Source organism: Desulfitobacterium hafniense DCB-2, assembly GCF_000021925.1.
In the GTDB taxonomy this organism is placed as follows: domain Bacteria; phylum Bacillota; class Desulfitobacteriia; order Desulfitobacteriales; family Desulfitobacteriaceae; genus Desulfitobacterium; species Desulfitobacterium hafniense.
Genome location: NC_011830.1, coordinates 554,715 through 567,806, shown reverse-complemented (window position 1 = coordinate 567,806; position 13,092 = coordinate 554,715). Strand labels below are relative to the sequence as shown.

15 protein-coding genes are annotated in these 13,092 nt (G+C 46.6%); 4 read left to right on the top strand and 11 right to left on the bottom strand.

Translation table 11 applies throughout. The features are described 5' to 3' along the window. Window positions 1-23: 23 nt before the first annotated feature. Window positions 24-1,895 (bottom strand): sigma-54-dependent Fis family transcriptional regulator, encoded by a 1,872-nt coding sequence (locus DHAF_RS02650; protein ID WP_015942812.1) that lies wholly within the window; start codon window positions 1,893-1,895, stop codon window positions 24-26. A gap of 335 nt (window positions 1,896-2,230) precedes the next feature. Here DHAF_RS02650 and DHAF_RS02645 point away from each other — a divergent pair, with 335 nt between their 5' ends. After that, window positions 2,231-3,394, top strand: a complete 1,164-nt coding sequence (locus tag DHAF_RS02645; protein WP_011459150.1) for an iron-containing alcohol dehydrogenase — start codon at window positions 2,231-2,233, stop codon at window positions 3,392-3,394. Window positions 3,395-3,610: 216 nt separating this feature from the next. Here the strand turns inward: DHAF_RS02645 and DHAF_RS24875 are convergent, their stop codons facing one another. Beyond that, window positions 3,611-3,823 carry a helix-turn-helix domain-containing protein gene (locus DHAF_RS24875; protein WP_011459149.1) on the bottom strand — a complete coding sequence of 71 codons (213 nt, stop codon included), beginning with the start codon at window positions 3,821-3,823 and terminating at the stop codon, window positions 3,611-3,613. 113 nt (window positions 3,824-3,936) lie between these two features. Between DHAF_RS24875 and DHAF_RS02635 the strand changes: the two genes are divergently transcribed. Continuing rightward, window positions 3,937-4,323, top strand: a complete 387-nt coding sequence (locus tag DHAF_RS02635; RefSeq protein ID WP_011459148.1) for a response regulator — start codon at window positions 3,937-3,939, stop codon at window positions 4,321-4,323. A 402-nt stretch (window positions 4,324-4,725) separates the two neighbouring features. Here DHAF_RS02635 and DHAF_RS02625 read toward each other — a convergent pair whose 3' ends face one another. Further along, window positions 4,726-5,616: a DUF3102 domain-containing protein gene (locus DHAF_RS02625; protein WP_011459147.1), complete on the bottom strand. Its 891-nt coding sequence runs from the start codon at window positions 5,614-5,616 to the stop codon at window positions 4,726-4,728. Window positions 5,617-5,749: 133 nt separating this feature from the next. Beyond that, entirely contained in the window at window positions 5,750-6,328 is a 579-nt protein-coding gene (locus tag DHAF_RS02620) for a cyclase family protein (protein WP_005809975.1), read from the bottom strand. Window positions 6,329-6,558: 230 nt separating this feature from the next. Here DHAF_RS02620 and DHAF_RS02615 point away from each other — a divergent pair, with 230 nt between their 5' ends. After that, complete coding sequence (locus tag DHAF_RS02615; RefSeq protein ID WP_015942810.1) at window positions 6,559-7,026, top strand: MarR family transcriptional regulator; 468 nt, start codon at window positions 6,559-6,561, stop codon at window positions 7,024-7,026. 184 nt (window positions 7,027-7,210) lie between these two features. Here the strand turns inward: DHAF_RS02615 and DHAF_RS25995 are convergent, their stop codons facing one another. Beyond that, a complete protein-coding gene (locus DHAF_RS25995) occupies window positions 7,211-7,387 on the bottom strand; it encodes a hypothetical protein (RefSeq protein ID WP_005809978.1) in 177 nt (58 codons plus the stop codon). Window positions 7,388-7,546: 159 nt separating this feature from the next. On the opposite strand from DHAF_RS25995, the gene DHAF_RS02610 reads away from it, so the two are divergent. Beyond that, window positions 7,547-7,789 carry a helix-turn-helix domain-containing protein gene (locus DHAF_RS02610; RefSeq protein WP_005809979.1) on the top strand — a complete coding sequence of 81 codons (243 nt, stop codon included), beginning with the start codon at window positions 7,547-7,549 and terminating at the stop codon, window positions 7,787-7,789. A gap of 128 nt (window positions 7,790-7,917) precedes the next feature. Here DHAF_RS02610 and DHAF_RS02605 read toward each other — a convergent pair whose 3' ends face one another. The 6 genes from DHAF_RS02605 to DHAF_RS02580 form a co-directional block, all read right to left on the bottom strand. Next, entirely contained in the window at window positions 7,918-8,634 is a 717-nt protein-coding gene (locus tag DHAF_RS02605; protein WP_015942809.1) for an ABC transporter permease, read from the bottom strand. After that, on the bottom strand, window positions 8,631-9,350 hold the full coding sequence (locus DHAF_RS02600; RefSeq protein ID WP_015942808.1) for an ABC transporter ATP-binding protein: 720 nt from the start codon (window positions 9,348-9,350) through the stop codon (window positions 8,631-8,633). Before DHAF_RS02600 ends, DHAF_RS02605 begins: the two co-directional genes overlap by 4 nt. 86 nt (window positions 9,351-9,436) lie before the next feature. Next, window positions 9,437-9,952 carry a PadR family transcriptional regulator gene (locus DHAF_RS02595; protein WP_005809983.1) on the bottom strand — a complete coding sequence of 172 codons (516 nt, stop codon included), beginning with the start codon at window positions 9,950-9,952 and terminating at the stop codon, window positions 9,437-9,439. 140 nt (window positions 9,953-10,092) lie between these two features. Continuing rightward, the gene (locus tag DHAF_RS02590; RefSeq protein ID WP_011459143.1) at window positions 10,093-11,673 is read right to left on the bottom strand and encodes a sensor domain-containing diguanylate cyclase; all 1,581 of its coding nucleotides are present in this window, start codon (window positions 11,671-11,673) and stop codon (window positions 10,093-10,095) included. Window positions 11,674-11,876: 203 nt separating this feature from the next. After that, a complete protein-coding gene (locus DHAF_RS02585; RefSeq protein WP_015942807.1) occupies window positions 11,877-12,869 on the bottom strand; it encodes a hypothetical protein in 993 nt (330 codons plus the stop codon). Next, window positions 12,859-13,086: a helix-turn-helix domain-containing protein gene (locus DHAF_RS02580; RefSeq protein ID WP_005809987.1), complete on the bottom strand. Its 228-nt coding sequence runs from the start codon at window positions 13,084-13,086 to the stop codon at window positions 12,859-12,861. The genes DHAF_RS02585 and DHAF_RS02580 overlap by 11 nt, the downstream gene beginning before the upstream one ends. Window positions 13,087-13,092 lie beyond the last annotated feature (6 nt).

Sequence of the window (13,092 nt, the reverse complement as noted above, 5' to 3'; positions counted from 1 at the left end):
CTTGTCTCCTAATGAATGTTAAATCAAAAAACACTTATATCAAACTCTTTTATTTTCCTATACAGGGTATTCCGACCAATGCCTAACAGCCGCGCTGCCGGAGCAATTTTCCCCTGAGTCTGGGCAAGAGCAGCTAAAATCGTTTGTTTAGTTTGCTGATCAAGGAGGGAGGGACTCTCTACCCTTTTGGAGTCGGGGATTTGCCTGAGCTCCAAGGGCAAATCGTCAACTGTTAAGACATGGGAATTGGCCATGGCAATCATGCTTTCGATACAGTTTTCCAATTCGCGGACATTTCCCGGCCAGGAGTAGGCGTAAAGGTAGGGATAGACATTGTCCTCGATTCCGCAACAGGTAAGCTGATTCAGGGTGCATGATTTTTGAATAAAATACGGAACCAGGTCCCTAATGTCCTCCAGCCGTTCCCGAAGGGGCGAAAGTTCAATGGTGATAACTTTGAGCCGGTAGTAAAGATCCAAACGGAACGTCTTGGCCTCAACCAAAGATTTTAAATCTTTATGGGTGGCGGCAATGATCCGAACATTTATTTTGTGTGGTTTTGTCCCTCCGATTCGGGTGACTTCCTTTTCTTGAAGTACGCGGAGCAGAGCAACTTGTGCCGTCAAAGGCATGTCGCCAATCTCGTCCAGGAAAATCGTTCCCTGGTGAGCTAATTCAAATTTGCCCGGTTGACCGCCCCGGCGGGAACCGGTAAAAGCTCCGTCAGCATAACCAAATAATTCACTCTCTAAAAGAGAACTGGGCAGTGCTGCACAGTTAAGAGCTACAAAGGGACCCTCTCTGAAGGAGCTGAAGTCATGGATCATACGGGCAACAATTTCCTTTCCGGTCCCGCTTTCCCCTTGAATAAGAACAGAAGAGGGAGCGGCAGCCGCCTTATAAACACGATCCATAATCTGTCGAGAGCTGGGACTGCTTCCGACCCAAACAGGACTCGCGGTTTGCGGCTCAGTGAGCTGCACCGTTCCAAATGCTCCGAGGAATTCTCCCGACTCATCGGCAACCCGCCGCCAGGATGAGGCGATCTCATGACCGGACTGATTTTTCAAGTGAAGATCCAGCGCTTGATTATTGACTATCCAGCCTTTGGGAGCACTGAATACCTCTGCAACAGGCTTGCCAATAATATCGTTGCGCTTGCGTCCAATCAGGGATGCCCCGCTGGGGCTGATATTGGTAACCACGCCAAACCGGTCTATGGAAATGAATCCTTCCTTGAGCAGATCGATAGCCAGCTTTGCCCCTTCACGATAAAATTTAAGCTGACGCTCAATATCTAAGGTGCGCAAATTTTGCTCTATCAGCTTTGCCCCTAAAATGGCAATCCCAATGATCTGCTCCTGATGATTTCCCGTTTCACCGCTTATATCGATAAACCCAACAATTTCTCCCTGTACATCATGAATGGGTGCCGCCCAACAGGACATGAAATGATTTTCCTGGACAAAGTGCTCACAGCCGGAGACTGTGATGGGACAATCCTCAGTGAGTGCTGTTCCTATGGCATTGGTACCTTTGATATCTTCCCGCCAATTCGCCCCGGGAGAAAGATGAATCTTTTGCGCTTTGGTCAGAAACGGACCATCTCCTAACGCTTCTAAAATGAAGCCTTTTTTTTCACCTAATAAGACAGTGTAGTTGGCACTTTGCAACAGCTTGCCCAGGTGGGGCAGCACAGATTCAGCGGCGCGGATGATATCTTCCTGAGAGTCCTTTAATTCACGTAATTGAGAGGTAGTTAAGATCATATTTTGAGAGATTTCAGTATGATTGACATTGTAGCTTACGCTCCGTTGCCAGGAACGGTAGATCATTGGAGCGATTCCGTTCTCAATAAGTTCGCCTTTGAGAAATTTTCGCCAATGGACATTCATAAGTGAACCCTCTCTTAAAATAAATATTCAAATAAATTTGAAAAGTACAACTATATAATTAGAATAGCACATCCCAGCAGCTGGAACAACCTTGTCGCCAAATAACCTTGTGTGCCAATATAGAGCACTTGTCAATGCTCAATGTGCAGGAATGGAGCAGAAATTTCATAAATTCCCAGCTAAAAAACACTCCCAGTCCCAAGAGTTAAGAATATATTTCTGAATATTGAGCCTATTCAATATATTTTGCTTCTCTAAGCTTCGGATGGCATGTGAATTGCATTGTAGTAAGTCAACTATCCCGAAAGGGAAATAAAATGCAAGGAGGATACACTATGTCTGTCGTGCATCAAGTCTATGGCTACTACATGCCGACCGTCAATCTTATGGGGGCCGGTGCAGCCCAGGAGGCCGGAAAACAGGCAAAAATCCTGGGAGGCAAAACAGCTCTTCTGGTGACGGATGCTTTCCTTAATCAGAGCGGACTGGCCAAACAGATCGCGGAGATTATTGAAGCTGAGGGCGTAAAGGTTGTCATCTATCCCGGAGCGGAACCTAATCCTACCGATAAGAATGTTCATGATGGCGTGGCCGTGTTTGAAAAAGAAAACTGCAATATGATTGTCTCACTGGGAGGGGGGTCTGCTCACGATTGTGCCAAAGGTGTGGGTTTGGTTGCCGGAAACGGCGGCAATATCCGTGATTTTGAAGGAGTGGATAAATCCGCAAAACCTATGGTACCGATGATTGCTGTCAACACTACGGCAGGAACAGCCAGCGAGATGACCCGGTTCTGTATTATTACCGATACGGACCGCCATATTAAAATGGCTATCGTGGACTGGCATGCTACCCCCAATGTCTCCATCAATGACCCCTTATTGATGATCGGAAAGCCTGCCCCTCTGACCGCCGCCACCGGTATGGATGCCCTGACTCACGCTGTTGAGGCCTACGTCTCCACTGCAGCTACCCCTATTACTGATTCAGCTGCCTTGATGGCGATTAAGCTCATCAGCAAGTACCTTCGCCGTGCTGTTGCCAACGGCCAGGATTTTGAAGCCCGGGACCAAATGGCCTATGCCCAATTCCTGGCCGGTATGGCCTTTAACAATGCCAGCTTAGGTTATGTTCACGCTATGGCCCATCAGTTAGGCGGTTTCTATAATCTACCTCATGGTGTTTGCAACGCCATCCTTTTACCTCGTGTATCCCGCTTTAATCTGATTGGAAACCTTGAGCGCTTCGTAGACATTGCCGAAGCTCTGGGTGAGGAAATAAAGAATTTATCGGCCAGAGATGCCGCAGAAAAGGCTTTGACGGCAATGACAACCTTATCCCAGGATATCAGCATACCCAGCGGACTCACTGAGCTGGGCGTAAAAGAAGAGGATCTGCAAACCATGGCCGTCAATGCCATGAAAGATGCCTGCAGTCTGACCAACCCGCGCCTGGCCAAGCTGGAAGATATCATTCAGATTTATAAGAACTCTTTATAAATCCTAGCTCAGCAAACCCTATCATTTAAATGGGGATATATTGAGAAAGGAAGTAACTCATTCTAAAGACTTGCTTAAGTCGGAAGTGCATAAAGATCAAAACAGCGGGGCTTGATACCCCGCTGTTTTGATCTTTCGAGAAGACAGTAATACGATGCCGGCTAAAAATGCGGCGTTAACCCACAGAGTATTTCCGCCGGACACTGAAATATAGGCTCAGTGATAGGGACGCTTATTTTCTGTAAGTCCGACCAGATAGTCAATGCTGGTTTTATAAAACTTTGCGAGTTTAATCATGACATTCAGTGGAACATCACGCTCCCCTCGCTCATATTTGGAGTATAAAGATTGATCGCACCTTAAGTATTTTGCAACTTGCTGTTGGGTTAGATCATGATCTTCACGAATATCACGTATTCTTAATCGCATCATCATCACCAAAGCAAGTATATCTTAGGACGATAAGTCCTATTGACATTTAGGACTATTTGTCCTAAGATCATTTTACAAAGCCCGCGTTGGATATGTGGAGGAGATAAGTTTTGTTTAGTATCGGTGTTTGCGATGACAGACCCTTGTGTCGCCAGCTATTAGAGGAATTTATTCTTTTATATGAAAAAGAGAAGGGGATTCTATTTGATATTCACCAGTTTGGCAGCGGTGAAGAGCTTCTCGAAGAACTTCATAAACTTGATATGATTCTCGACCTTCTTTTCCTTGATAATAGCATGAAAAAGCTGACTGGCCTCGAAACCGCCAAACTCATACAGCAATCCGATTCCATGTCAGCATGCAGCATCGTATTTGTCACAGCTGATGATGATCACGATCAATTCATGCAGATCCAGCCTTTACAAGTGGTAGGCAAACCTGTCACCCGGGAGTGTATAGATGCTATATTAGATAAAGTTCTGGCTGAAAAGGCATAAATGGCTTTCGTGCCTCTGCACGCAGTCCAGCGCACGCTTCATTGCTGAACGCTAGGTGTGAATGAAGCTTTTGCGAAGATTCGTGAGGACCTTTAAGCATGGAGTATGAGGTAAAGTTAACTTTTCTTACCACAGCACAGATTCAAGAGGCTATTTCCTATATCTCCAAGACCCTTTTAGAACCTGAAATTGCAAGACGGTGGGCAGATTCTCTGCAAAAGAAATATCTTCACTGGCCACTATGCCTCAGGCATGAGTTCGGCTCCGAATGGAGATAGCTCTCCGCCGTTTTGATGCCCAATCCCTTTTGATAATCTAAAGTCTGCTAAATTAAGATACTTTTCTCTCCCACACATAATTATCCTGACATGGGAAGCGCCCAGGGAAACAAACCGGCTCTCTCTAGAGTTTCTCCTTCATTCCCTTCGTTAAAAAGTCCATGACCTTATCTCTATACACTTCATAGGTTTCCGGCTCCTTAGCTGCGAACTCTTTCAGTTCATGGCGCAGCTCCCGGAAATTGCGCTCCATACTTTCATATAAAAAAGCGATGCGATTGGCCTTAGCCTTATGATAGGCTGCATCAAGGTTTCTGCTCATTCTGTCGATAGCCTTGGCGGAAGTGCTTTGTTTTTTAGATTCCAGATCCATGCTCAGCTTCTCAACTTTAGCCTCTTCCTTTGTTTTAGCCCCAGCAAGCTCCTCGGCCTTCTTTTTCAGACCATCCCGCTCCTTGGTCAGGTGGGTAACCCGACTATCCCGCTCCTCCACGGTTTTCTGGAGCTCTGCATTTTCCTGTAAGGCCTGGTCCCGTTCCGCAGCCGCCTGCTTCCGCTCCTGGATTGCCTTTTCCAGCTCGCGGGTGGTCATGCTTTCCAGATCCAGCTCCTCCATAAGCTGGAACCGCTCCTCTTCCGGAACACCCAGAAGAAGGAGGGCCTGAGTATAGTTCAAATTAGGCGGCGGCCCCTGTTTTTGAACCTGGTCCTCAGAGGTGGGAGAACCGGAATTAAGAGCACCGGCCTTCCGAGAAACCGCACCGGCAGGAGGGATCTGCTGGCTCCCATAGGCATCGAAGATACGCATCAAATTCTGAGCTGTTCTTTCTGTATAACTTACGGATTCCTCCAGCCACTCCGTCCATTCCCCATAGGGAAGCAACTCCTTGGCTTCCCTCAGACGACGGCCAACTTCAATGGCACTGGCCAGAAGAATTTTCCCTGTTTGCTGTTTAATCGTGTTAATTTCAGTTGCGATTAAAAGCGGCGTCCGCTCTGTGAGCAAATCATCCATATGCTGCAGATCCTTTCTTTAGTTGTTTTACTTTCAGCATATGGAATCATTCTCCCGGGGGTGAAAAATCTTCCTTAATATAGATTTGTCCCAAAAACGAAAGCGCTTTCGTTTTTGGGACAAACCACGGTGATCAGGCCAGTTCAGCAATAACACGTGCAGGAAGTCCGGTGGCACCGCCTAAATTTAGGGGGTACGTATGCATGGTAAAAGAGTGGGCTCCAGCCGCCTCCAAAAGCTGTTTCGTGTTATTTAAATTCTCAATAATGAATATGCCGTTATCTGCACACAACTGATCGGCCGGAGCATGTTCAGCTCCTCGGCGTACTCCGGCGAAATCAACACCGATGAGACCGACATTCTTCTTGATCAGCTCCCGGATTAATTCATAGGATAATTGGGGATGTTGCCTAAAATAGGGCTCCGTACCATAGCCCTCCTTGTCCATCATTCCTGTATGAAAGATAACGAAATCCTTCTCTTCGACCTCATCCATCTCAAAATCACCGCTTTCAATATCCCGGTTCTCAACATTGCTCACATCAAAAACCTTGCCGGAAAGTTCGCAGTATTCCAGGGGAAAGCTCTTGTCCATCACATCAAAATGTGTACCTATATGCCCAAACTTCTGGTACTTCCCATCATTTTGTACCCCTTCCAAGAATTTATCCAGCATCCCTCTTGTCAGTTTATACGTCAAATCAATGCGCATATTCTTTTCCTCCTGTCAGATCATTTTCACTGCTATTGTTATTCATTGTTTCCCAACTGCAACGTGATTTCATGATATTCCTTCGTCAAAGTTTCCTTGGAAACCATACAAATAGTAACATATAAGCTATTGACAATCAAGGTCTTTTTCAAATATCATTAAAAGCAGCTAAGCAAGCACATTGATTAAGATTCCAAGGAAACAATCCTCAACATGAAATGGAGTTTAAAATGGGAAAAGGAAGTCAGGATTTTATATTAAATAAAATAGAAACCCTTATGACAAAATTGACTTTAGGAAATCACGAGGAAGAAGAATGGCATACCCTATTATCGGAGAGCGATTTAGCTTACAGGGATCAGGTCACACTTTCTGAATGTCATATCATTGACTATATTGGCAAAAACCGCCTGACCAATGCTATTGGCATTGCCACTAACATGAATATCACTAAAGGCGGAGTTTCCAAAATTACGGCCCGCCTCGTTAAAAAGGGATTTATTGAGGTACACCGCCTGGAAGGCAATCGCAAAGAAATCTTCTTCACCTTAACCAATGAAGGTAAAAAAATATATGAGCTGCATGACAAGCTTCATGTCCGCGTATGTCAAAGAATTACCGATCTTTTTGACAGTTATACAGAATCTGAGTTGCAAGCCATAGGCCGATTTTTCAGTGAACTAACCGATATTGTTTAGTTTTGCCTATTTAAATAGCAACAGTGAAGTGTAAACGCCTGAGGAGAATTGACTTCCTCAGGCGTTCGCTTTCAACGAATCCTGTCCCAAAAACGAAAGCGCTTTCGTTTTTGGGACAATCCAAATTACAATTATCTCGTAACAGTAAAGATGATCTGGCTCTTCAAGTTTCTTGATGCTGCCTTTATCGGTTTACATATTCTTTCATATATTTTAAGACCAATGCATCAACCTTTTGGTTTTGAACCATAAAGTTCTTATCTTGGATGAGAGGCACACCTCTCTGCCACGCTTCGTCAGCGAGCTTACTGAGTTTCTTTCTTTCGTTTTCCAGCTTTTCATTCAGAAGCGCATCTTTCATTCTATCCCCCCAATTTCTCACAGTGTTCTACTCATTAACGGTATATCGTTAGTACATGTCAATTACTCGTAGATTTCAACGATATTCCGTTAATCATTGGTAATATTTATTGCTATCCTGTGAATGATAAGGATAGTTTTTCTCTTTTGAGGTGATAGCATGAATATTTCTCAGGCGGTAATCCGCCGTATCGAAGAACTTTGTCGTGAGAGACATTTGAGCATTAATGCTCTTAGCAACATTTCCGGCATTACCCAATCCACTGTCAATGATATTATGAGCGGCAAAACATACAACGCCGGCATAGGTACCATAAAAAAGTTGTGTGACGGCCTGGGCCTCAGTGTTCGGGATTTTTTTGACAGCGAACTATTTTCTAATCTAGAGCAGGAAATCAAGTAGGGTATATAAAAACCAGCGGGGAATCTTCCCGCCGGTTTTTTGCCGTACAAACCGTTATTTAACTAAAGCAGAGCAGAAAACTACCCCTTTATCTACCAACAGAGGGCCTTATTGGCGGGCACAACGCCTTAAACATCGGTATACCGAAATGTTTTCAAGGCCAGCACCAATGCCGCTATTGCCACCAAGGATATGAGTCCCATACTGGTTAAATAGTCGGCCCATGCTGAATCCAAAGCACTGCGCAGGCCATCAATGAACCATTGAAAAGGATTCCATCTGTTGATGGTTTGAATAAATGCCGGAGCGTTGTTCAGGGAATAAAAAGCGCTGCTGCCAAGCAGGAGAGGCATGGTGATCAGGTTTGTCAGAATACTGACATTGTTTTCCGACCGGCTCAGACCGGCAATAAAAAAACTGAAGAAAACATAACTGAGAGTTGCAATAAGGATGATGGGAACCATCGCCAGGAAGGATGGCAGGGAGACATTCAGTTTAAATACCAAGACTCCCGACAACAATACAAGCAGCGCACATAAAAAAGAAATCAAAGTCCAGGCGCCTGATAGGCCGCATACATATTGCCAAAGGGGCAGGGGCGTCACCCGCAGCAGATGATAGACACCTCTCCGGCGTTGCGCCAGGATGGCAAAAGAGGTGGTCGTGAAAGCGTAAAACAAAATACTGACAGCCATCATCCCGGTTACGATGCCCTGGGGATATTCCGGGGATTTTATCAGCATTCCTAACCCAACCATGCCCCCGATGGGCAGTAAAATCGACCATAGCAGTAAAAAGGGATCCCGGCTTGCCGATTTGAAGGTAAGGCTGAACAGTGTTTTCATTGTTGTGTCTCCTTTCCTGGTACAGTATCCGTCAGCTCAAGATACAAATCATCAAGATTTTCCGCATGATACTGCTCTAAAAGACGATCCGGCCGGCCTTGAGCGACAATTCGCCCGTCGTGCATCAAAATGATCCGGTTGGCGATACGGGATACTTCCTCCATATCATGAGAAGAAAAAAGCACCGTCACTTTGTTTTTCGCCAGTTGCTGAATCATTCTTCTTATTTCCTGCCGGGCACGGGGGTCAAGCCCTGAGACCGGTTCGTCAAGTATGATTAAATCCGGATTGTGGATCGTCGTGACAGCAATCGCCAGCCTTTTTTGTTGCCCGCCGGACAAACGGGAGGCCAGGGTTTTTCTGGCCTCCTGCAAATTGCATTCTGCCAATTTTGCGTCTATTTGCTTCTTATCCAGCTTTACCTGATACAATGCCGCAAACAGCCGCAAATTTTCTTCGGCTGTATAACCCTCAAAAAAAGGGGTGGCTTGAAGCTGCACACCCACATGGGCCCGGTAATCCTCTCTCCAGCGGGTGATCTTCCCGGCATCGGTTGGCAATATTCCCAGGAGCATGGCCAGGGTGGTTGATTTGCCGGCCCCGTTTGTGCCGATCAGAGCGAGAATTTCACCCTGCTGAATTTCCATGTCAATCCCTTTCACAACTTCGCGGTTGCGAAATCGTTTGCGAAGACCTTTCGCCTCAATTAAATTCATAAACAAAACCTCCTCTTATATAATGTTGTTTATTCAACATTGAGTATACGGGTATTTTTTTCTCCCTCTGTGACGAGGGAGAGGTTTTAATTCTCAGTGTCTAAAAGTTCCAGCGCCTTATCAACAAAGTCCTGCTGCTGCTTGATCAGGGAAAGCATGTTATCCATCACCAGCATGACCATGGGCGGAATTTTATGATTCATGGCTGCGTCTTTGGCCGCCAGGCCTTGCTTTACAGCATTATATTCTTCTTCTAATGCACTGCGTTGCTGTTGCAGTGCTTTTCGGCATTCATCCTTTGCCAGCTTCTCATAGAACGACAGGCCGGAATAAAGGGTTGAAGGATAAAGTACAGAAGACATTTTAAGCGCATCCTTGATCAGTTCCTGAAGATAGATTTTCCCGGCCTCAGTTATTGAATAAACCGCCTTTTGACGGTGCCCTGTCCGTTCTATGCTGGTAACGGCGACATAGCCTTCTTGCTCCATCTTTTTCAGCGCATGATAGATAGAACCAATCAACACACCACCCCAGCGTTCCGCATCTGTCAGCTGCAACGCCTGCTGGATATCATAACCGGACATTGGCTGAACCTCCAACATGCCAAGTACAAGTAGCCGTGTCAATTTTTCACCCCCATTACTCAACGTTGAATATTATATCATGAGTAAATAATTTTGTCGAGCCTTTAGCCTCTCTTTGCCAAGTTCTCATTATTTGTCGGTTGGCTGCCTATCCTTGTCTAAAGGATGATATTGACCTGGTTGCGCCCCTTGGATTTGGATAAATACAGGGCTTGATCGGCCCGCTTCAGCACCTTGGCAAAGTCCTCATCGGTTTCTTTGAAAAAAGAAAATCCGATGGAGAGGGTGATCCCGATCTCCTTCCCCTCGGCAACCAGAATTTTCAGGTCGGACACCTTGGACAGGATTCTCTCCCCAAAGACCAAGGCGTTTTTCTCCTGGAGTCCGTAAAAAATCACCACGAACTCATCCCCGCCCCAGCGGATGATCTTATCGGAACTCCGGATCATGCCGCTGATAGCCTTGACGACTTCGATCAAAACCAGATCCCCCACAGAATGCCCATACTGATCATTGATGCTCTTAAAGGAATCCAGATCATAGATCATAATCCCGGGACTGTAACCGCTGGCCTGGTACTCCTTAAAGGCCGCGCTCAGATCATGAGTCCCGCTTCTGCGGTTACCGGCCATCGTCAGAGGATCCTGGTTCATCTCCGATTCCATAATTTTTCTCGATTTCCGATAGTGCCTCTTCTCAATCAGCACCATCAGGGAAAAGCTGAGAATAAGAATAGCTACAAACAGCAGCACCAAAAGCAGGGTAAGCCGGGAGGCCAGAACCTGGCTTTTTTCAGTGGTCTGATCGATATAGGCTTGAATATCATCCTGGTAGACCCCCATGGCGATGACCCAGTCATAGTCCTTATAGAGTTTGGCATAGGTCAGTTTCAAGGATACCTTTTCACTGTTCAGTTCTTTAAAATAATACTCGAAATACAGTTCCCCATCCTTTTTTATCCCTTCAAGCTCGGTCAAATAAGGCTGGTTGCCTTTAATATCCCTCATCTCCGTGGAGAGGTAAGTGCCCTCCGTTTCCGGCAGATTGGGATGAACCCGCCTGATGGCATAATGAGGTCCTCCTTCATAGTTGAGTATTTCATTGACCCAGATGTAAGTATTGCCTTCAAATTCAGAGTTTCTGATGATATCCGCTATCTCTGTTTTAACAAGCTCATCCACGTAAGTTTTGCTGACGCCTAAAAGAATCTTTTTGGCTCCATGGTCCAGCACCGTGTAAGCCGACAAGCCAGGGATTACAGCATTAAGCGTGCTCTCCCAGGTGGAGCCTGCCAGATTCTGTCCATCATAAATAGCCCTGTCTTTTCCGACATCCCACAAAATTACGGACATAAAGCTGTAATCCGGGTTATCTCTGAAAAATGAGATCAGGAAATCGTTGAATTCAGCGTCGGCAAGGCCCTTTTTAAGGTTAATGGCCACCGCCGTTCTGTTCACAAATCTCTCCATGGCTTCCGCTCTGGCATCTCTTCTATGGTCAATCACGGAAATCATATTGTCCACGGTATTGGCCAAAAAGCTCTTTTTTAAGCCGTAGACCGTTTTCTGAGTCTCGCCAATGTAAATATCCCTGATTTTATCTAAAGAAAGCAAATAAAACAGGATCATCACGAAGCACAGAATACTGCCGATTACAATTGTGGTTAAGGTATATCTGCGATTAATAACCCACATCCCCATTTCCCAGAGTATCAAGGTCACAAATGTAGTCCAGTTCATTGTAAACCAAGGGCACCTTTCTGTCCAACAACCTCTGTTCCGGCGCGAATCACCCCAAATTCATGGTAAGTTCAGCTCACCAGCAAAGGACCAGCCCCTATGCGGATAGTAAAAAACGAGGTTTCAGCCCTAGCCGCTACCTCGCCCTGCCTTACATCATCCTCCGGCGCAGAAAAAAAGCATACCTTTCCCGGTATGCAGCACTACAGAGCAGACAAAGAGGGAAGCTCCCGCTCGATAGGCACCTGCTTTTTGATACAGATACCATCCTCCCGGCAGAAAAAGGCCTCCAGATACTCCTTGTCCCGATCATAGATTGCGCGGTCCTTAAGAATCCTGCCGCTATTGTCCCTCTTCTTGGTCTCGACGATCAAATAAGCGGTATCCTTTTCAGGGGTAATCCTTTCCGGCACCTCCCCGGGCCCATACTCCCCGCGGGAGATCACAGCGCCGTCCTCCCCCATCTGCAGAATCACAATCTCTTCCGGCGGATACATCATATGAATGGAAAGCTGCACAGAGATGCTGTCCTTCACGGTTCTGCCGTTTTCCGTCACGGTGTAATCGGCTTTCATGGTCTGAGTTAAAGCCTCGCCCTCACTCTGCTCTCCCCCGGAAGATATACCGCTGCCGGAGGTCACATAAACCCGGCCGTCGGCACTCTGATACATGGGATTGAAATAATAGGTCCGCCCCAAGCCCGGGGACACGTAGACCGTACCCTCCAGGGCGACGCTGTTCCCTCCGTCGCTGCTGTGCAGGCTGGTATGACCGTCACTGATTCCTTCGTCAGACCCGGTGGTGAAATAACCCTCCCTCTCTTCGGTGTCAGGAACCCGCAGGGAATAGTAGGCTATGCCCTCCACCCCTGGAAAGTCATACTCTTCCCTTTCCACCTTATGGCCGCTCTCCACGTCGGTCAGGATCTCCTTAGTCAATTCAGCATAGAGCCGGCCCTGATACTTCTCCCCGGCACCGTCAATCTGGACTTCCCCACCCGAAAAGCTGCCGATATGATCTTCAACATATCCTGCAAAATCGAACAGATCCAGATACTCCGTGGTCACCAACACCCCGACCAGCCTGTCTTCGTATCTCCCGGCGCTCCCCTCTTCCTTGGCCAGCTGGCACCCGGTCAGGAAGCATCCTATGAACACCAGCAGGCAGAGCCCCATGAACCTCCCTTTAATCTTCATCCTCTTCCTCCAGCTTTCCATCGAATTTCAAAATATCTCCCACATCGCACTTCAGATGCCAGCAGATTTTATTGATGGTGCCAAAACGCACCCCTTTAGCCTTGCCGCTGCGCAGAATGGACAGATTGGCTTCCGTAATCCCCACCAGAGCGCACAGCTCTTTCGAGGTCATGCCCCGGGCCTTCAATACATCCTCCAGATGAACCTGTATCCCCATTCCGCA